Here is a 20,319-nt window from a genome sequence, read left to right on the forward strand (position 1 = left end):
GAAATGGGGGATTCAATGAGAAAATATGCGATTTTAGTAATATCTATTTTGGCCCTTGTGGTTTTTGCATCTGGTTGTACATCAGAAACTCAAAACAAGACGTATAACTCAAGTGGTATTTATTTTAATTATCCTGGTGCCTGGAGTGAATTATCATCAGATCAAATTAATCTCACCAGCGGTTCTGCTTCTGCAATTGTAGCTGTTAGTGATGATAGTGGACAGACAGGTGTTTTGATACAAAGTACTCCTTCTTCATCTCAATCATTGACTGATTTTGTAAATTTAAACAAGGCAAGTATTAAAAAAATGGGTTATGCCATTTTATCAGAGAATACAACAACAGTAAACGGGGTAAAGGCCCATCAGATAATTTTCAGTGGAAGTGGATCTTCAGGAAATGATACTAAACAGGTAATGACTCTATTTAAGAAAAATAATAAGATTTATTACATTGTTTTCAATTCACAACCAGAAGATTTCGATAGCCAACAAACCAATTATAATATGGTACTGAAAACTTTTAAAGTACAGTAATTTTTCTTTTCTTCGAAAATTTATGATTTTCGGGGCCCAGGAAACATAGTTTCCTAGGGCACCGAATACTGTCAAAATCATTTGATTTTGACGCACCGAACACTGTCAAAATTTTCAATTTTGACGTTGAAGGAAATCTTCGATTTCCTGAACCGCAAATCGAAGATTTGCAGGCCCCAAAATCATAGATTTTGAGGGCTTCGTGTTCGACGGCCACAGAAATTCATTGAATTTCTGTAGGGTTTCTTTTCTTTTTATTTTAATATCTAAATTTCAAAAAGACTTTCGCTCATTTCCATGTGCGTGGGTTATACTTCATTGCTTGTTAATTTTAAGTTGAACTTATTTTAAAAATTCCATTTATTTAATCAAAAATTACATAATAATTTAAATGATAATATTTGCACAATACTTCGCATGAGAAGACTTTTATCATATATTATTAAACATATAATATATCAATTTTATTAGATCATAATTAAACAACGTAAAAATTCTTATTTTTGAATTCGGTGAAAATATGAAACAGGTCATGGTTATAAGAACAGATTTAAAGATGGGTAAAGGAAAGATTGCAGCCCAATCCTGTCATGCAAGTTTAGGTGCCTTCAAGAGGGCAGACAAAAGAAAAATTATGAAATGGGAATTAGGCGGCGAAAAGAAAGTTGTAGTTAAAGTTAAAGACTTAAAGGAACTTTATGAAATATATGAAATAGTAAAACGCTCTGATGTCCCTTATTATCTTGTTCAGGATGCTGGAAGAACTGAACTGCCAAGCGGTACAGTGACATGTCTGGGTATTGGGCCTGATGACGATGAAAAGATAGATAAAATAACTCATGATTTGAAATTGCTTTAAAATTTTAAGGTTCGGAAATACTGTGTATTTCCTCAACTTTAAATCTGTCAAAGAATTTGACAGATTTAATGTTCGAAAAATCGTAGATTTTTCTCAACTTTAAGTTGGGCAAAAGTGTGATTACATGGAATGGGTAGTTAAAGTTGGTGGAAGTTTATTTCCAGATGATGCTATAGAGTTCTGCAGAGCACTCGTGGGCAAAAATGCCATAGTTATCTGCGGTGGAGGCGATCTTGCAAATAAACTAAGGGAATATGATGCAGATATTAAATTCTCAGATACAGCTGCCCATAAAACTGCTATTTTATGCATGGACATTCTTGGAATGCTTGTTGCAGATAAAATAGATGGTGCAGAGGCAGTTTATTCTATGGAAGATGCAAAAAAGGTTATAGATGATGGAATGCTCCCTATATTGCTGCCTTCGCGATTATTTGAGTATCTTGATCCGCTTGAACACTCATGGGATGTGACATCGGATTCCCTATCAGTTTATATAGCATGGCTCCTCAAAAGCAAAATATTAATAGTAACAAATGTAGATGGTATATATGATGTCAACCCATCTATAGATGGTGCGAAACTTTTAAAAAGTATAAATGCAAAAAAACTACTGAATTTTAGTGAAACATCAGTTGATGTAAACTTACCTGAGCTTTTACTTGAATATAACTTGGATTGTTATGTTGTTAATGGAAAGTTTCCCAAGAGAGCTATTTCTCTAATTGAAGGTAAGAATTCTAAATGTACGTTTATTCGTGGTGAAAAGAAACTATAGGTTTTTTAATCCAAAATTAAGACTGTTGGAGGTTAATTAAATGGCAAAAGCAGAATGTGTATCATGTAAACAAGAAATATCCCCTGTAGAAACATGTGTAAAATTCAAATGTCCAGAATGTGACGAAGTACTCTACAGATGTCAAAAGTGCCGAACATTTGGGCACCTTTATACCTGCAAATGTGGATTTACAGGTCCTTAAGTATTTTAAATAAATAATATATGAATTAAACTATTTTTAATTGGTTGATTAAGATAACTTATTTTGACAACCAATCAAAATTTTATATTGGTGATTTAAATGGGAGAAGTAGTAGCAACAATAAAATTAATGCCAGAAAGTCCTGAAATTGATTTAGAACAACTGAAATCAGATATTCAAACATCAATTCCTGAAGGCGCAGAACTTCATAAAATAGACGAAGAACCAATTGCGTTTGGTCTTGTAGCCCTCAACGTTATGGTCATTGTAGAAGACCAGGAAGGGGGAACTGAAAAGGTTGAAGAAAACCTCGCTAAACTAAGCGGAGTTAACAGTATAGAAGTTACTGATACTAGAAGATTAATGTAATTTTAATCTCTCTATTTTTTTTTATTTAGATTATAATTTGTTTTAATTCTAATTTCTAATTCATTATTGAACATTGATTCTATTTCTTTATTTTGAATTTTTCTTCTTTATACGGCACGCTGTGTTTGAATCCTTGAGGTTTAGGTCCTTTATGTTTTCTACCTCTGGCTATTCCTATATATAATGCGCTGTTAACTAGACCTATGTGGCTGAACGCTTGAGGGAAATTTCCGAGCAATTTACCGGTTTTGGGATCTATTTCTTCAGCCAGAAGGCCTAAAGGGCTCATTAACTGGAGTACATTAACGAATATACTTATAGCTTCATCTAACCTTCCAGAGAGGGCAAGAGAATCTACAAGCCAAAAAGAACAAAGTAAAAAGCAGCCTTCATCTCCGGGAAGTCCGTCTTCATTTTTGTAGCGGTAGACAAGACCTTTTTCAGTCATTAAATTTTTCATGACAGCTTCAATAGTGCCATGAACTCGTGGATCGTCATAGGGCAGCAGTCCCATTCTTGGAATGAGCAGTGTTGTTGCATCGATGGCATTTGAATCAAATGATTGAACAAAACTGTTTAATTCTTTATTAAAACCTTTTTCCAGTATTGCAGTTTCTATCTCATTTTTTGTTTCTTCCCAGTTGCAGGAAGTCTCAGTCTTCTTAAATTTTGCTATTTTAATCCCCCGATCAACAGCTACCCAGCACATAAGTTTTGAATGCACATAATGTTGGGCTTCGCCCCTTATTTCCCATATCCCGCGGTCTTTAGTGTTCCAGACTTCGCAGATATAGTCAACAAAATTTTTTATAAATTCCCATGTTTTATCTGAAATATCCTTCCCATAACGGGTGGTATCATAAATGGCATTTATTAGTTCCCCATAAATATCGAGCTGTTTTTGGTTAACTGCAGCATTTCCTATCCTAACCGGGCTTGATTGTTTGTAACCTGAAAGATATTCCAGCATCTGTTCTTCAACGGCCTCGTCTTTATGGAGTGGGTACATTATGCGGATATCTGAAGGATGAGTGTCCTGTTTTATAATGCTGTTAATCCATCTCATGTAATCCTGGGATTCCTGTACATGTTCAAGGTGGAAAAGTGCCTGTATAGTATACGCTGAATCCCTAATCCATGCATAACGGTAGTCCCAATTTCTTACTCCTCCTGTACATTCTGGGAGAGAAGTTGTGGCAGCAGCTGCAATTGCCCCGCTCTCTGGATTTGCCAGTAATTTAAGTACTAAACCAGAGCGGGCAATGATATCATGCCAGATATCTTCAAGGATACAGATTTTTTGGCATTTGTAAGTCCAGTTTTGCCAGTATTTCTGCAGGGAATCTAATTTTTTATTAAACTTATCATAATCTGGAGGATACTCTGGAGAATAATGATCCTGCTGGTTATATTGAAGGACAAACCATATTTCCATGTCCTTTCTCATGTTGAACTGGCTTGTTATTTCATCCTCTTTGATTTTGAGTGGAACAACTGTATTTAAAAATAGCTCATTATCCTCAAAACTGCATAGTGCCCCTCCTTCTATTAACTTGAAATCAGGAACATCCTTGGCATAATTAAAACGTGGCTTGAAACTTAATTCAAGCCGAATATGCCCTTCAATGCACTTAACTTTCCGATAAAGAGTTCTATGGTGTTTAGTCCCGTCATAAAGATTGACGGGCATAAAATCAGTTATTGTAACCATTCCAAAGGGAGTATTGAATGTGGTTTGAAGGATATTGGTTTCTTTAATATAAACCTGAAATGAGCTGAATTTTGAGACAGGCTGAATAGCAAAATGTCCTCCTCGTTTGTTATCTAAAATTGCTGCAAAAATTGAAGGCGATTCCAGGTAGGGGAGACACATCCAATCTATAGATCCATCACTACCAATAAGGGCACATGTTTCAAGGTTTCCTATAATGCCGTAATTTTCAATATCTTTAAATTTATTTTCCATGGTAGAATTCAACCTTTATTTTGCGTTTTTCATTTCTTGAATGTGTTTTCCTGCCCTTAACTCCATTTCAATTTCTTCAAGAGATTTTCCTTTGGTTTCAGGTACAAGGAAATAAACAAAAACCCATGCAATAATTCCAATCGTGCTGTAAAGCCAGAATGTACCGGGGGTTCCGATTAGTTGAATAAGGGATAAAAACGTTATTGCCACCACTAAGTTAGTACCCCAGTTAACTATTGTAGCAGTGCTCATTGCACGGCCCCTTATCCTCAGAGGATAAATTTCTGAAATCATTAACCAGAAAACAGGCCCTAAACCTATGGCAAATGAACCGACATACAGCATTAAGCTTATAACAGCGAGCAAACCTAAAGACGTTGATAATCCGGGTAAAACAAAAGCTATCCCTAATATTGCAAGGCTGATTACCATTCCAATAAGGCCAATTAAGAGTAATGGCCTCCTTCCGACTCTGTCTATTAATGAAATCGCTACAATTGTCATGATCACGTTTATCATACCAATTCCTGCAGTTGCAAGTATTGAAACAGCAGCCGATTGAAAACCTGCAAATTCAAGGATGGTTGGTGCATAATAAATAACTGTGTTAATACCGGTTAACTGTTGAAACGCAGCAAGCCCTATGCCTATTATTAAGGCGGGTCTAACAACTGGATCTAATATTTCTGACCATTTACATTCCTGTTCACAGACTAGACTTGCTCTAATTTCTTTCATTTCTTCACTTACATTTTTGGTCATTCTTATACGTTCAAGGACAGAGCGTGCTTTGTCAATTCTCCCTTTACTGTAAAGCCAGCGGGGACTTGGGGGCATTAGATACATACCAATTCCCAGTATGATACTGGGAACTACAGCTAATCCCAGCATCCAGCGCCAACCTCCACTTGGGGCAAAAGCAAAATCCACAAGGTATGAAATAACTATGCCTACTGTTATGGCGAGCTGATTTAATGATACAAGTGCACCTCTTATGCTAACCGGTGCAACCTCGGCAATATAAAGCGGAGCAATAAATGATGCTATTCCAATAGCTATGCCTACTACAATCCTACCTGCAATTAAAGCATAAACTTCGGGGGTTAGTGCAGTGAATATAGCACCTATTCCAAAAATAGTGGCTGCAACTATAACCATTATTCGCCTGCCGTATTTATCAGCTAAGAATCCGCTTATACTTGCACCTATTACGGCACCAATAAGTACAGAACTTACAACAATTTCTTGAGCTGTACTGGAAAGTGAAAAAGCATCTCTGATAAATAAGATTGCCCCTGAAATTACTCCTGTATCATATCCAAATAACATTCCTCCAATGGCTGTAATTACAGCAGCTATAATTACAAACTGGATGTTTTTCTCCTTAACCATTTAAACTACCCCGTTTAATTACAAAAAATATATTCCATAATTATCATGCTAAAATTATCCAATTTTTACACTAAGTATCTAAATTATACTTCTTGAACTTCTTTAAGGAGTATAATTCATTAAAATCAATTAAGTTAAAGTTATGGGAGATTTAGAGTATTCAGCGTTAATAAAATAGTATTTAAGCATTTCCTTAATTGGGAATAGTGAGTCGCGTTTAACTACAGCTGATTGAATTGACTTTGTAGTATTAATTCAACGCTTTGTATTATGAATTTTAATGTTTAAAAAAGTTTGTCGTAGTATTTAAACTAAAATAACTGGTGAAAAATATTTTAGAAGATATTCCTGATTTTTAAGATGTAAATGGACTTCAACTCTCATCTGGCTGCAATTTTCTCATGTTATCTTTTCTATTTTCAAATTGCTGAAAATAAAACAAATAATTTTATATGTATTATTATTAATGTAATACAGAGATTACTAACTTTCTACATTATTTTCGTATTTCTATTTAAAGCATAATTGGAAACTTAGGGGTTTAAAATGTTTGATTTGATACTTGCATGTATAATAGGGGTATTATGTGGTGTTGTAACTGGTTTAATTCCTGGAATTCATGTTAACACGGTTGGAGCGTTTATTTTTGCTTCATCTTCCTTTCTTTTGGCCTCTTATTCCCCTGAAGTTTTATGTGTATTTTTAATTTCCATGGCCATTTCCCACGCCCTTTTAGAATTTATACCTTCCATGTTTCTTGGAGTTCCAGAGGAAGGTACAGTTTTATCAGTTTTACCTGGTCATCAGCTCCTGCTTGAAGGTAGGGGTAAAGAAGCAGTGAGGTTAGCAGCAGCAGGTGGATTTGGGGCAATTTTAATTACAGTTGTCCTTTTACCCATTTTCATAATGATTTTACCTGCAGTTTATGGGCAGATTAAACCTTATATCTGGATTTTACTTGTAATAATTACTATATTCATGTTTATAAGATTGAACAACAACTTAAAGTCGCTCATTTGGTCAGTTGTTTTATTTTTATTTTCTGGAATTATGGGTTATGTCATGTTGAATTCACCTGTATCGTCTAATGTTTCACTGCTTTGTATTTTTACTGGACTTTTCGGTGTAAGCACATTAATTTATAGTTTACAACAGCGTTCATTTGTCCCAACACAAAACAAGTTCCATCATTTTAAAATTAACAGTGATATACTCAAGGGAATTTTTGCAGGTGGAGTTTCGGGGAGCATTCTTGGGTTTTTACCAGGATTTGGGCCTGCACAGGGGAGCCTGATTGCACAAGAACTAATTGGAGGGGGAGATTTTGAAAACAATAATGAAAGTTTTATCACTGCACTGAGCGGTGTTAACACAGCTGATACATTATTTTCACTTGTAATGATATTTTTGATTGGAAATCCGAGGAGTGGGACTGCAGTTTACGTGAAAAACATCCTTGAAAACTTTGATTTTAATCATTTGATATTTTTTGTATTTACAGCGTTAACAGCAGTCTCAATTTCAGTATTTTTATGTTTAAAATTAGGAGATATTGTAAGCGAGTTAATAGAAAAGATAAATTATAGGAAACTTTTATGCTTTGTGATAATTTTTATGAGCCTGCTGGTGGTTGGATTTTCATTGTGGTACCATGTAAATCTCTTTTTCATGCTGATTGTGTATTTAACTGCGATTGCGCTTGGTTTGCTTCCCCATTACCTTGGAGTGAATAAGTCGAACTTGATGGGGGTTTTAATTGTGCCGGCTATTGCAGTTTACTTTAATTTGGGATTTTAAATCATTGATATAATTTTTAATGAGTTTAGAAAATATAATAAATATCATGTACTTTAGAATAGTACTATTTTTTTTACGCTCATGCCCAGAATGTTGTGTAAATAATATCGCTTCATTTTCATGTGATTACTAGTTAAGTAAATCATATTTTTTTAAGATAAATCCCATATAATCAATTAAAAATTACAATTTAACATAAAGTATAACTCATGCACAGGATCATGGACATGAGCGTTTTTTTTTATTTTGTAATGGTAAAAATGGGATTAAAAATATCAAATAGAAATGTGATGAATTAATGGATGATACTGATTTTGAAGAAAAATTTTCTAATGGGAATTTATTAGTACCCTTTCTAGTTTTCGTTTCCACATTCCCTTCAGGACAGACAGCAACTTCATTTGCTGCTGCTGCAATAATAAGGCTAAAATATCAAACATAGAGTATACTGGTTTATATATCTTATAAACATCTTTAATGAGATTTCCTCTGATTTAGGTAGGTATACATTATCCTCTAGATGTTATTTCCGGAGCCATTATAGAAAATTATAAGTGCATTAACTATCTTGAAATATCACGAAAGAATATTAAATAATAAAATAGCTCCACTTATTGATGTTAAAAAGAGATTAGATTTAATTATTGATTAATAAGTCAATCTTCTTGTTTTAATGTATCCGCCTATAAGTCCACATACCCCTCCATTAATAATTCCTAATATCAAATATAGTATTATATAGAGGAAAGAGCCTGTAAAAAGACTTCCTAAAAAGAAGGATACCGCACCGGTGATTACTGCATTTTTAGTTCCAGTTATCATGTTTTCAGATAAGTAACCAATAATCACCAATATTAGAAATGGTATGAGTGTAAAGATACCGCTTGTAAAGGTTAATATTAGAGTTATTGCTATTGTTGATGGTACTACTAAAATCCACCAGATATTATGGAAATTAAGCTCATTTAATATGGAATTTATAAAACCTGCATGCATGCCAGGAGGACTTCTATGCATTCTGTGTTGAGCATTGTAGATATGTCTTCCAATGTTTTTATAATAAAATTGATTTAATCGGTTTTTTATATCTGCTGGAAATGAAAATATCTTGTTTTTGAGAATTTCTTTTTTTGCAGGTTTTTTTCTAAGTGAAACTTGTTTCCATCGGGGATCTATGATATCTAAATTTTCAACATATCTTAATTTACCACTACAATTGCATTTATGGGCAAAATCTTTTGCAGACTCACCATGTTGTAATTTATAATAGCTCTTGCATTTATTGCAGATTAAATAGCCCATTTAATACCCCCATTGAAAATCTTTTAATAATTCATGAAAAGTAGTTTGATATTTGTAATTAAAAGTTTATATTCCAATTCCATTATTAACTCTTCCCATTTTTGTACTTAGCGCGTTATATCGAAATTAGAATAAGTTAAAAATAAGTCAAAATTATTTATTTCAGGGAGCATTACTTTGAGAATTACAAACAGGCCCATACGTATTTATAAGCACATTTTTCAACAGTTTCCTATCTTCCAAAGTAGAATTAGGCATCACATGCGCACCGATATAAACATTACTTTTAAAACCAGCTTCTTTAAACCAGCATTCATATTTGGGATGATCAAGACCAGATTCAAGCCCTGAAAACTCCTTTGACTCACAGATATAAATGAGCTGGTAACTTTCAGGTTCATTTTTAGGGTCTGGCTTCATTAAGATGGCATAAATTGCGGGAAAGTTCAGTGGATCCCAATCTTTAAGGAGATGGGGGCCGTCAAATACTCTGTTGCCTATTTCTATGCTCATATTAGTCCCTCATTAATTAAAATTTAAATTATAACCACTTCTTTACCTAATCTGCCAGCCGCTTCCACAAATTCAGCGGTGTCAACACCAGGAAACGCGTCAATGATGCAGATATCAAACTTTTTATCTAGAACGTTCTCTAACTGCCTTATATCTAAAGAAATGACCTTAAATTTTTCCCCCTCTGCAATTACATCTTCATCAGGATTCCATTTTTCCACTGGAAATCCATTTGTTTCCAGGTTAACTGCAGCCATTACTACAGCGGGGAGCCATATATCGTTAAAAACAACTTCTTTCGCTCCTGCCTTAAGACAGGTAATGCCAAGTGTTCCAGGCCCGCAGGTGCAGTCCAAAACAGAAGGGGCATCATATTTTTCTAAAACTTTCTGCAGGATTTCAATTTTGGGAGATTTGACCTGTGGAAATTCTATATGTATTTTTCCCTGGTATTTATGGATGCATAATGTTCCGTAGGGTGTCTGAACAATATCACACCGCATATCACATCCTGCTAGAAGTTCATACACATTTGGGCTGCGATCAGAGTCTTTTATCCCTGCAGTTTCCCTTATATTTCCTTTAAGAACTCCTTTGACTTCACGAACTTCTTTTACTATCCTTTGAGCGCATTTTTCATTTACTTCGTCTGATAATATTACCAGAGAATTTTCTGGTAGATATGGGGCTGAATTCAGGGGATATGCGGGGGTTATAATTGGAACGCATGTATCTCTTAATGTAGACCTTTCATCTTTTATTCCCTCATCAATCATTATTTTCATGACATGTGCAATTACAATATCGAGGTGTCTCCTGCCGCAATCACAAAGTCCAAAAGTTGTATTAATTTTGCCTATATCGATTTGGCTGGCTAATGGTGAAAATTTCTTTAAGTTCCATGTTTTACAGAGGGTACATGCCCTGTAAAATGATTCAATATCTTTTAAAACCGTTGAAGCGGGTTGTATGCATGCATCCCCACACCTACACTGTGTTTCCATATACTTAAATATTGGATAGGCTATATAAATACGTAGCTATAGGGTATCGTGAGGCATATGAAAAATAAGCGGAAAGAAATACTCAGGGATCTTTTAGGGGAATTTGGTTCCAGTGATGATTTTAACAAGGACGATGATGAACGGGAAAATGAAGTAACCGAAGAACCAGTTAAAAGGCAAGAATACGAACCAATGCAGACCGAACACAGAAAAGAAAGGCCAGATTTGTTGGAAAAGTCAGAATATGCAGAAGATAGATCTCAAAAACAGAATTTGATGGGAAGATCAGAATATGCAGAGGACAAATCTGAAAGTCAAGATGTGGCCGGACGATCTGATTATCTAGAAGATAGATCTGAACATAAAAGAAGATCTTTTTTTGATGATGATGACGAGGGGTTCAAACTGGACAATATAATGGGAGGCTCCGTAAGCAAATCTGATTCAAGTAGAATGTTTAAAGAGCCTGCAGAAAAAACCGCTGAAAAGCCAAAAAGACGCCCTAAAAAGATGAAAAAGACCTCAAGCGGGATAAAAGCCGAAATAATAGAAGACGGATTAATTCCTCTTTACAACGTTTCTGTTCCTAAATTTACTGAAAGGGAAAGGCAGCTGCTCAATGAGATTCGTGAAAAGCTGGTTGAAGTTGCTGTTTCTCAAGGTGACAATTTCAAAGTTAATGAAGAGTCATTTGCAGGTGAAGTTAAAGAATTCCTGAAAATGAAGGGAGTAAGGGACACCGATAAACTTGCAGCACAAATATCTCAGGAAATGCTGGGGTATGGTGAACTGGATCCTATGATTAAAGATGATGATCTGGAAGAAATAATGGTAATTGGAACAGGCAACCCTGTGTTTGTCTACCACCGAAAACTGGGAATGATGCAGACAAATGTCGTTTTTGATGATGATACTGATATTAAAGCGATTATAGATGTTATTGCAAGGCAGGTAAACCGTAGAATAGACCAGCAAACACCTATTCTGGATGCAAGGTTAGAAGATGGTTCCAGGGTAAATGCAACCATCCCGCCGGTATCTGCAGATGGTTCCTCCCTAACTATACGAAAATTCCGTAAAGATCCATTAACTGTTATTGATTTAATTAACTTTAAAACCATGTCCTCTCATTTAGCAGGATTTTTATGGGTTTGTGTTGATGGGCTTGGAGTTAAGCCATGTAACGCAATTATAGCTGGAGGTACTGGTTCTGGTAAAACCACAACGTTGAACACAGTAACTTCATTTACCCCTCCTCGTGAGAGAATAATCACTATAGAAGATACATTAGAGCTGCAGCTACCTCACGCCCACGTTTTGCGTATGGAAACCCGCCCACCTAACATTGAGGGAAAAGGGGAACTGAACATGGATCACCTGGTTAAAAACTCCCTCAGGCAGAGGCCGGACAGGGTAATTGTGGGAGAAGTAAGGGGTGGTGAAGCGATAACTCTTTTCACTGCTTTAAACACTGGACACTCTGGATTTGGTACACTTCACGCTAATACTGCGCGTGAAACAATAACAAGACTTATAAATCCTCCAATGAATGTTCCAAATATTATGATACCTGCTTTGGACTTTATAATAATGCAGAATAGGATGTATCGGCCTGAAGGAGGGTCTATAAGGAGAATAACTGAAGTTGCAGAAGTTGTAGGTATGGAAGAAGGTAATGTGCAGCTGAACAGAGTATTTGAATGGAACAACATGGTTGATAAAGTGGAATATGTTGGTATTGCAAGCCAGACACTAAGGGAAATGGCTGAACTTCGTGGAATAACCATCACTGAAATTGAAGAGGAAATTGAAAAGAGAAGGTTAGTACTGGAGTACATGGGAGATAACAACATTAGATCCATTACAGAAGTTGGGGAATGGATCAGTGACTATTATAGAGACCCTGATGAAGTTTTAGATAAGATATTATAGATAATGGCGATGTGGTGATAGAATGGCTTTTGATGGCCTTAAAAAAATCTTCGACATACTCGGCGGAGCTACGATTGACTCAAGTAAAAAGGTAGGAGAGGGCGTACAGGTACCTGTAAGTAAGCTAAACGATATGAGAGCAAAGTCCCGATCAGGACTTGGATCTCGAAGTCTTGGATCTAGGGGGCTTGGATCTTTAAATAAGGAGTCTCCCCGTGTTATAGAACGGATGAAAATGGATAAAGATGAGATTCAGATGTTTAAGGAACTCATCGATAAAAAATATGAACGAGCTGATAAACCTAAAGAAGATAAGGCTCAAAGGGATGCATATCAGAAGGCATCACTTGAAGAACTTCTTAAAGAAGAAGAAAAAGAAGGTATAGACCCTAAATTAATTATGGGAATGGGTGCAGTATCATTTGTTTTAATCCTGGTTATAATGACCGTTCTTGGATTTGGAATCGAGATAGGTCTTGTATTTGGAATGTTGATATTTTTAATGTCTGTTATGATCATTTTCCTGCCTAAAATGCAGAAAGGGAAAAAGTCAAATGAAGCATCAAGAGAACTGCCATATGCTTTAAGGCAGATGGCAACTGAACTTCGTGCAGGACTTGGTCTTCATGAAAGTATGAGATCTGTAGCTTTATCTGGATATGGTCCACTTTCTGAAGAATTTGCACGAACATTAGAGGAAATTAAGTATGGGGAAACAACCGAAAATGCATTAATGGATATGAGCGAACGGATAGACTCTGATGGGATGAAAAGAGCAGTTCATCAGATAACCCGAACTTTAGCAAGTGGTGGGGATCTTTCAAGGACGCTCAATGTTATAGCAGAAGATGTAGCCTATGAAATGAGAATGAAACTGAAGGATTATGCTCAAAAATTAAATTCATTCACTATGATATACATGTTTGTCGCTATACTTGGACCTGTAATTCTTATGATCATGCTGATTGCAGCATCAACTGTTATGGGCGGCAGTATGTTCCCTCCAGTGGTTCTTTTAATCTTATACCTGTTCCTTTTCCCACTGATCGTTGGATTTTTAGCATTTATGATTAAAAGGCTGGAACCGCAAATATAAATTAACTTCTATTTTTTTTTATTTTAAACTAAAGTAGTCAGTAATTGGTTTGAGATATATTAGATTGCTAAACAATTTCTGATAATGAAGTGTTTTTAAACTATATCTTGTTAATTTCATTAAAAATAGTAAAAATAAGTTACACAATTAAAAAAAAGTGGGCAATTTCAAGGCATATTACCAGTGCTACAGTTATCCCTGTGAAAACATACTCTTTTGAACCTATCTTATTGTTTCCATCATTGTAAAGCTGGGATTTATCGGAATATCCCCTGCTTACCATGCTAAGGTAAACAGTTTCACCACGTTCATAAGCCCTTAAAAACATCATCATTATGGTGTAACCAATTTGTTTCATTCTCCACATGTATGGTGTTTTTTTGTTAAATATGTCAAAGTTTCGGGTTGTCTGTGCGTTTCTTATTGCGTCTAATTCATCAAAGAACATGAACAAAAATCTGATCATAAGGCTGAATATCATTGCAAATTCTTTGGGCATACCTAACTTCCTGAAGGATTGCACTACCTCCTGCATGGGACTTATGGATGATAAAAGCACAATTGCAGTTAGAGAAACAATAAGGCGGGACATTAACAGTATTCCAAATGTTAAACCTTCATAAGTAACGTTGATGCCAAACGGCAGAGCATACATTACATTACCTGGATGTATGAATGGTTGAAATACTATAATCAAACCTCCAAATGGCAAAAGTAACAATACTCTCTTTAAAGTGGTTTTAAATGAGATTTGAGACAGGTAAATCAATAATAAAAGATAAACTTCAAGTAAAACAAGAATCATGGGTTCTGTAGTGTAAACCGCATAAATTGTAATGAACACCAGTATCACTAATTTGATTCGCCCATCTAACAGATGAAGAAAACTTTCCTTCATAGTTTCATTTTCTAAATTGAGAATTGAATTGGTGTTCATTGATCTATCTCCTGAAAATATTTATTCCAATGATTCTGGTTTTCTTCTTCGCAATAAAACTGCTGCAACGTATGCGATTGCTAAAGTTATCAAAATACCTATAATTAATGCTATTGCTCCACCGTAAGGATTGTCTTCCCCTAAAAGAGGTATCGTGTAGTCTGACATTGGTGCGTTGTAGCTGTTTGACTCCTGGGTAGTGGATATGTCTTCTGCGGTTTTTTCTAGCCCGTCAGGGTTGCTTGAAGCTATAAATGGTGCTAGAACTGCAATTATTATGCAGATTGCTAAACCTGCCATGACAAATTTTTTATCTTTTGGGCTCATTTTGCTGACACCTCTAGTTTTTCAGATTTTGTATCATCTGTTTTCTTCTTCTGGTTCCATGCCAGTAAGTCTGGGCGCACATTTTCTAATGCCATGATTACAACAACTGTTAGAATTGCCTCGATGATCCCTATTAATGCATGGTATATTCCCATCATTTCAAGTCCGGCTATGAGTGGGAATGTTCCAGCCAGCCACATTTCAACTGCAACTGCTTCTGCTGCTAAGAAAATAGATAACCATGATGCTATGGCTATGGCGGGTATTTTTCCTACTATTTTTCTAAGGGCGCGGAATCCGTAAAGTCCTACAAATCCGCCTATAATACCCATATTAAGCACGTTAGCACCTAAAACTGTTATTCCTCCATCACCGAAGAATAATGCCTGAACTAAGAGTACTAAAGTGAATACTATAACTGCTGCCTCTGGGGCACAGAATACAAGTGCAATTAAAGCTCCGCCCACCATATGCCCGCTTGTTCCAAAGGCTATAGGAATATTCATGGACATTATAGCAAATATACCTGCGGCCAAAACAGCCATTAAAGGAACTGACCGTTCATCAAGATTATTTCTAGCCCATCTCTGGGAGAAATACAATGCAATAAAAAGTATAACAAAATAAATGGCGCACTGCCACAAAGGAATAAAACCGTTAGGTATATGCATATCATTAAATCTCCTTGATTTTTACAAAATAGGTTCTATTTTTTATAATATAAACTTTTTCGTAAGTATTACTTATCGGCTGATTTTAGTAGAAAATGTAATAAAAAAGTACTACTAAAAAGGGATTTTTGGTAGAAATAGTAATAATCAATTTTAGATAACAGAAGCTTGAACTATGAACTAATTTTGTAAATAGAGTTCATTATATAAATTATTTTCTTTTTGATATTAATATTAATTGAGTAATGTGTTATAACTGTTTTAAATTTTGAAGGCCATAGGGTAAACCAGTTTCTTTGATGTCTATTTTATTAGGTGATAATTTGAAAGAACTTCACTTCAAGTTTCATTTGAAAACATCACGAGAAAATTATAACTTATATTTAATTGATTATGGCCAATCTTAAAAGTTTGAATTACTTTTTTCGTCACGTTTAAATATATAAGACGCTAAATACAACTTTGAAATAAGTAAAGGTGAAAAATATGAATGATTATGAAGTTTTACTTAATAGGGCAAAAGATTTGCACGGTGAAGTGTGTCCGGGCGTAATTATGGGGACCCGAATGAGCATCGCCGCTATGAAAAAGCTTAATATGGATCCTCTAGAACCAAATGAGAACCTTATAGTAACTGTAGAAACAGATAGGTGCATGCCTGATGCTATACAGGCAATAACAGGATGTACTGTTGGCCGCAGAACTCTAAAATGCAGAGATTATGGTAAATTTGTGGCTACATTTGTGGATATGACTACTGGAGAAGCAGTAAGGGCATCTGCAAAAGATGATCTGGTAGATTCCACTCCGGGTCTTTGGACATGGTTTAAGAATGTAGCAGAACTAGCTAAAGAAAAAAATATGCCTAAGGTTATGGAGGAAAAGAAATCTGCAATTAAAAAACTATCTGAAATGCCAGATGAGGACCTGCTTTCTTTAGTGGAATTGCAAATAGATGACACTGAAATTCCGGGCATTCCACAGCATATAGTGACATGCTCAGTCTGTGGTGAACATGTAATGGATAAAAAAGAAATTATTGTGGATGGTAAACCTGTCTGTCAGTTTTGTGCAGATTAAAAGAATTAATCTGCATTTTATTAATTTTTTGTACAGTAAAAATAGGTCCTTTTATAAAATTTTTAGTTAACCATAATCAATTTATTAGTTTTCGGATCTTTATAGACGGTTCCTACTTGTTCATACCCACTACCTTCGCCTGATTTGGTTTGAGAAGTGTTATTTATTTCTTTTCCCTCCTGGATTTCAACTGTTTGCTGAACAGTTTTCATGATTTCTTGTTTTTCCTGCGGTGTTGCATTACTGAATACAACGCTCTGCATCCCAAAGGACATTACTGTAAATATCAGAAATCCTACAGCTAAAACTAACATGCAGTCAACCATATTTACTGCATATGACATTGGATCGATTTCTTCATTGGTATCCATTAGTTTTGGTCTTCTTCTCAGCATTTTGTAATGCCTCCAATGTAGATTCTGCTAAAGTGTCAAGAGTTGAAAGTTGATCTTCGTACCATCTTTTTCTTATTCTAGATATTGTGAATGCAACTGCAGCTGCTCCTAGGCCAACAATTGCTGCATCAAATGCGGCCACTAGATTTTGTGACAGGGAAGTTATGTCTCCAGACCCTAAGGCAGACAGCCCGGGTCCAAGGGGTATCAATGTTCCCATTAATCCTATAGCTGGGCCAATTTTCGCGATAACATCAGTTTTTTCGATGCGTTTGGCCGCATTAATTTGTTCTGCTTCAATTAACTTTCTGGCAAATGCTTCCCTTGATTTTTCGCCTAGATTGCTATTTACTGCTATTTTGCTCAGTATTTCCCTGTGGCTTTTTGGGAGATTGCTTTTTTCTGCAACTTCCTTAATTCCATCAGGAGTTTCCTGAGTGGAAATACTGTTTAAAAGTTCTTCAATTTCGTTTACATCGGTTTTGATTCTACTGGAATATTCAGATAATATTCCTCCAACCTGTATAATCGTATACACCATGAATATTAACAGCGCTGCAATAACAGGTATAATTAAACTCTGTGCTATTACATACATTAAACTGCTTAATGCTTCACTTCCAAGAATTGCTGTCATTAAATCGCCTCTTTTATTTCTGTATTAGACTACTTCGTTTTTTTGTTACATAAAACCCACTAAATATCAATATGATGGCAAATATTGATACGTAAGTTAATGTTTCGCTAGATGGTATGTTCATGGGGCTCATTGGAGACTCAAGAACTTTATTTATATTGGGAATCACAATTACTGATGCTATGAAATAGAATCCTGCAAAAAGCATAAAATTACCCAGTAAAAGGGGATATGGTTTTTTTGTGATCCGGGTTATAGCCTCTGAAGCAAAATAAACTATTAATATGGTTAAACTTAAAAAAACCCCCGCATATTGCCCAATAACTACGCTAGAAGCTCCTATTATTGGAGATATCATTATTATTGCTGCCCCAATCATTCCAAAACAACATGGACTTGGAGCTATCATGGCCGCACATGTGGCCTTAGCGTGATTTTTTTGGTGTATTTTCCATTCTTTAATTGTATAAAAACCGGTATATATGATAATTAATGCCATTATTAGAAAAATGGCAGAATTATAATCAGATATGAAGTTATAAAATGTACTGGTATATCTTGAGATTATAAAAGACAAAATGTATATTCCTAAACCATAACCTGCCGCTATGACAACTGCAACCTTTTTTGAAAGGCCCGAAAACCCCATAGCAAGGCCGATTTTAACGCCGAACAATAGAACTACCGATAGTATTCCCAACTGCCATATTAAATTTAACATGTTATCCACCATTTAAAATTTAATTTTGTAAAACTGAATAATTCAAAAAAAAATAAAGAAATTTAAACTGTTAATTTACAGTTTAATATCCAGTGATATATTTATATTGGATTTTACCGTTGTCGTTGAATGTTATTTTTTTGCTTCCTGTGGATGTGACCTGTGCTTTGACTTTGAATGTATATGCTTTTGATGCAGGTACGGTGAAAGTCCATGTTTTAGTGGCTGAATTGTAAACTGATGGATAGTTAACGGCAATTAATTTCATTCCTGCGGGTAATGTTATTTTGATTTTAACAGTACCTGATTTGTCTATTCCTGTGTTGCTAACAGCACTTGCTATGTAGACATATTTGCCTTTTTTAACTTTAGTACTGCTGACTGTGTTGGTATACGATAATCTAATGTCTTTATTTATTGTTAAAGTTGATTTTAATGCATTTAATGATTTATCGCCAGCATAGTCTGTGTAATTTGCAGAAGCACTGGTTGATATGTTTCCTGCTTTTTTAGCTGTTACAGTGAATACAATCATGGCTTCATTGCCTGAGCTTAAGTTACCAACGTTCCATGTTCCAGTGGCTGAGTTAAAATTACCTTTAGAAACAGCTACTACTTTATAGCTGGTGTAATTTGAGGAAGGTAAAATTTTACTTACGTTGACGTTACTTGCTGCACCTTTTCCATTGTTTGAAACTTTTACGGTGTAAGTGGTGCTTTTACCGTTGGTTATGCTGGAATTTGAGTAAGATGAACTCATTGAAATATCTGAAACCTCACGTGCAGAGTCGGTAAATGTTCCATTAGCGGTAGTTTTACTGCCGGTACTGCTGTCAGCTACCATTACATAGTACGGGAATGTATAAGGGAATGCAGTTGTGGTCAAACTGTAGTTGTTATTTTGTATGCTTACATTGTAGAAACCAGATGAGAGCATTACTCCTACAAGGGATTTAGTCATGGTATTATTTGTTATATTGATGTTTCCTGCACCATATGCTGTTATTGAACTTAATGCGCAATTTAAGATAGTGTTGTTGTAGACATCATGTCCTGCAGAGTGCATTAAATAGATACCTTCACTGGTACCATTAATCAAGTTTCCACAAACTGTGGCATTAGGACCAAGTCCGTGCCTTACATCAATACCATGATTAGCACAATTTAAGACAGTATTATTTGTTATTAATGCGTATGCTGAACCAAAACTGATAATACCTGTGGTGGTCATATTGCTGACATTATTGTTATTGATGATTACGTTTGGACATACGTTGGAATATATTCCCCATGAGGAGAAATTCAGGTTGTTATTGTATATATTAAGTTTACTTGCATTTTGTGCATAGATCAATGTATTGTTGTAACCTATGCTGCTGGCTGAATTGGCCATGCTTGTTATATTAAATCCGGATATGGAACATTCTGCTGCATTTAAGAAATAAAAAGCTGCTGTATTGTTTATGCCCCTATTCTGTACAGTTGAAGGGATATAACTCCAGTTGATGATAGCTTTTATTGCTGTTCCACCTGCTGCACCTGCTAAATTCAGTGTTTTATTTATCACTAGAGATATGTTATCATATTCGCTTCCTAGAAATTTTATTGTGTCTCCTGATTGTGCTCCATCAATAATGGACTGGATTTCTGTATTAGTTGCTCCATCTTTCACAGTAACTGTAGCTGCAGAAGCACTGGAAATTCCAGAACCGATAATCGATAGGAAAACAAGGAAGACTATTAAAGACTTCATACTTTTATTCAATTTTATCCTCTCCCATCTTATATAATATAAAAAGAATAA

Annotated in this window: 22 protein-coding genes; 10 read left to right on the plus strand and 12 right to left on the minus strand. The window is 35.3% G+C overall.

Going from position 1 to position 20,319, the window contains the following annotated elements:
• Positions 1-15: 15 nt before the first annotated feature.
• From EJ01_RS11175 to EJ01_RS11195, 5 genes are all read left to right on the plus strand, one after another.
• Positions 16-537, plus strand: coding sequence for a hypothetical protein (locus EJ01_RS11175; RefSeq protein ID WP_048082909.1), 522 nt, complete (start codon positions 16-18; stop codon positions 535-537).
• A gap of 520 nt (positions 538-1,057) precedes the next feature.
• A complete protein-coding gene (pth2, locus tag EJ01_RS11180; protein WP_048082908.1) occupies positions 1,058-1,396 on the plus strand; it encodes an aminoacyl-tRNA hydrolase in 339 nt (112 codons plus the stop codon).
• A 124-nt stretch (positions 1,397-1,520) separates the two neighbouring features.
• Entirely contained in the window at positions 1,521-2,174 is a 654-nt protein-coding gene (locus EJ01_RS11185) for an amino acid kinase family protein (RefSeq protein ID WP_048082907.1), read from the plus strand.
• 40 nt (positions 2,175-2,214) lie between these two features.
• Positions 2,215-2,376, plus strand: a complete 162-nt coding sequence (locus EJ01_RS11190) for a zinc finger domain-containing protein (RefSeq protein ID WP_048082906.1) — start codon at positions 2,215-2,217, stop codon at positions 2,374-2,376.
• A 99-nt stretch (positions 2,377-2,475) separates the two neighbouring features.
• A complete protein-coding gene (locus EJ01_RS11195) occupies positions 2,476-2,745 on the plus strand; it encodes an elongation factor 1-beta (RefSeq protein ID WP_048082905.1) in 270 nt (89 codons plus the stop codon).
• 79 nt (positions 2,746-2,824) lie between these two features.
• Here EJ01_RS11195 and EJ01_RS11200 read toward each other — a convergent pair whose 3' ends face one another.
• Both EJ01_RS11200 and EJ01_RS11205 read right to left on the minus strand, forming a co-directional pair.
• Positions 2,825-4,711, minus strand: a complete 1,887-nt coding sequence (locus EJ01_RS11200) for a glycoside hydrolase family 15 protein (protein ID WP_048082904.1) — start codon at positions 4,709-4,711, stop codon at positions 2,825-2,827.
• A 15-nt stretch (positions 4,712-4,726) separates the two neighbouring features.
• Positions 4,727-6,103 (minus strand): sugar porter family MFS transporter, encoded by a 1,377-nt coding sequence (locus EJ01_RS11205; RefSeq protein WP_048082903.1) that lies wholly within the window; start codon positions 6,101-6,103, stop codon positions 4,727-4,729.
• Between the two features lie 546 nt (positions 6,104-6,649).
• Here EJ01_RS11205 and EJ01_RS11210 point away from each other — a divergent pair.
• On the plus strand, positions 6,650-7,900 hold the full coding sequence (locus EJ01_RS11210) for a tripartite tricarboxylate transporter permease (RefSeq protein WP_048082902.1): 1,251 nt from the start codon (positions 6,650-6,652) through the stop codon (positions 7,898-7,900).
• A 298-nt stretch (positions 7,901-8,198) separates the two neighbouring features.
• A complete protein-coding gene (locus EJ01_RS17330) occupies positions 8,199-8,342 on the plus strand; it encodes a hypothetical protein (RefSeq protein WP_157197664.1) in 144 nt (47 codons plus the stop codon).
• Between the two features lie 206 nt (positions 8,343-8,548).
• Here the strand turns inward: EJ01_RS17330 and EJ01_RS11215 are convergent, their stop codons facing one another.
• The 3 genes from EJ01_RS11215 to EJ01_RS11225 form a co-directional block, all read right to left on the minus strand.
• The gene (locus tag EJ01_RS11215; RefSeq protein WP_048082901.1) at positions 8,549-9,202 is read right to left on the minus strand and encodes a hypothetical protein; all 654 of its coding nucleotides are present in this window, start codon (positions 9,200-9,202) and stop codon (positions 8,549-8,551) included.
• Positions 9,203-9,364: 162 nt separating this feature from the next.
• Entirely contained in the window at positions 9,365-9,715 is a 351-nt protein-coding gene (locus EJ01_RS11220; RefSeq protein ID WP_048082900.1) for a hypothetical protein, read from the minus strand.
• A 23-nt stretch (positions 9,716-9,738) separates the two neighbouring features.
• Positions 9,739-10,719, minus strand: coding sequence for a 50S ribosomal protein L11 methyltransferase (locus EJ01_RS11225; protein ID WP_048082899.1), 981 nt, complete (start codon positions 10,717-10,719; stop codon positions 9,739-9,741).
• A 510-nt stretch (positions 10,720-11,229) separates the two neighbouring features.
• Between EJ01_RS11225 and EJ01_RS11230 the strand changes: the two genes are divergently transcribed.
• Complete coding sequence (locus EJ01_RS11230; protein ID WP_048083037.1) at positions 11,230-12,651, plus strand: CpaF family protein; 1,422 nt, start codon at positions 11,230-11,232, stop codon at positions 12,649-12,651.
• Positions 12,652-12,673: 22 nt separating this feature from the next.
• Complete coding sequence (locus EJ01_RS11235) at positions 12,674-13,747, plus strand: type II secretion system F family protein (RefSeq protein ID WP_048082898.1); 1,074 nt, start codon at positions 12,674-12,676, stop codon at positions 13,745-13,747.
• Positions 13,748-13,886: 139 nt separating this feature from the next.
• On the opposite strand, the gene cbiQ is transcribed toward EJ01_RS11235, so the two are convergent.
• From cbiQ to cbiM, 3 genes are read right to left on the minus strand one after another with little or no spacing between them, the layout of a single operon-like run.
• Positions 13,887-14,684: a cobalt ECF transporter T component CbiQ gene (cbiQ, locus tag EJ01_RS11240; RefSeq protein ID WP_048192884.1), complete on the minus strand. Its 798-nt coding sequence runs from the start codon at positions 14,682-14,684 to the stop codon at positions 13,887-13,889.
• 21 nt (positions 14,685-14,705) lie between these two features.
• A complete protein-coding gene (locus tag EJ01_RS11245) occupies positions 14,706-15,011 on the minus strand; it encodes a PDGLE domain-containing protein (protein ID WP_048082896.1) in 306 nt (101 codons plus the stop codon).
• Complete coding sequence (gene cbiM, locus EJ01_RS11250; protein WP_048082895.1) at positions 15,008-15,682, minus strand: cobalt transporter CbiM; 675 nt, start codon at positions 15,680-15,682, stop codon at positions 15,008-15,010. Before cbiM ends, EJ01_RS11245 begins: the two co-directional genes overlap by 4 nt.
• Before the next feature lie 486 nt (positions 15,683-16,168).
• Between cbiM and EJ01_RS11255 the strand changes: the two genes are divergently transcribed.
• Complete coding sequence (locus EJ01_RS11255) at positions 16,169-16,762, plus strand: FmdE family protein (protein WP_048082894.1); 594 nt, start codon at positions 16,169-16,171, stop codon at positions 16,760-16,762.
• 62 nt (positions 16,763-16,824) lie between these two features.
• Here EJ01_RS11255 and EJ01_RS11260 read toward each other — a convergent pair whose 3' ends face one another.
• The 4 genes from EJ01_RS11260 to EJ01_RS11275 all read right to left on the minus strand — a co-directional run bounded on the left by EJ01_RS11260 (position 16,825) and on the right by EJ01_RS11275 (position 20,280).
• A complete protein-coding gene (locus EJ01_RS11260; RefSeq protein ID WP_048082893.1) occupies positions 16,825-17,157 on the minus strand; it encodes a DUF2149 domain-containing protein in 333 nt (110 codons plus the stop codon).
• Complete coding sequence (locus tag EJ01_RS11265; protein ID WP_048082892.1) at positions 17,120-17,794, minus strand: MotA/TolQ/ExbB proton channel family protein; 675 nt, start codon at positions 17,792-17,794, stop codon at positions 17,120-17,122. The genes EJ01_RS11260 and EJ01_RS11265 overlap by 38 nt, the downstream gene beginning before the upstream one ends.
• 13 nt (positions 17,795-17,807) lie before the next feature.
• Positions 17,808-18,515: a DUF2162 domain-containing protein gene (locus EJ01_RS11270; RefSeq protein ID WP_048082891.1), complete on the minus strand. Its 708-nt coding sequence runs from the start codon at positions 18,513-18,515 to the stop codon at positions 17,808-17,810.
• Between the two features lie 82 nt (positions 18,516-18,597).
• Entirely contained in the window at positions 18,598-20,280 is a 1,683-nt protein-coding gene (locus EJ01_RS11275) for a right-handed parallel beta-helix repeat-containing protein (RefSeq protein WP_048082890.1), read from the minus strand.
• Positions 20,281-20,319 lie beyond the last annotated feature (39 nt).

The organism is Methanobacterium veterum, assembly GCF_000745485.1.
Lineage (GTDB): Archaea > Methanobacteriota > Methanobacteria > Methanobacteriales > Methanobacteriaceae > Methanobacterium_D > Methanobacterium_D veterum.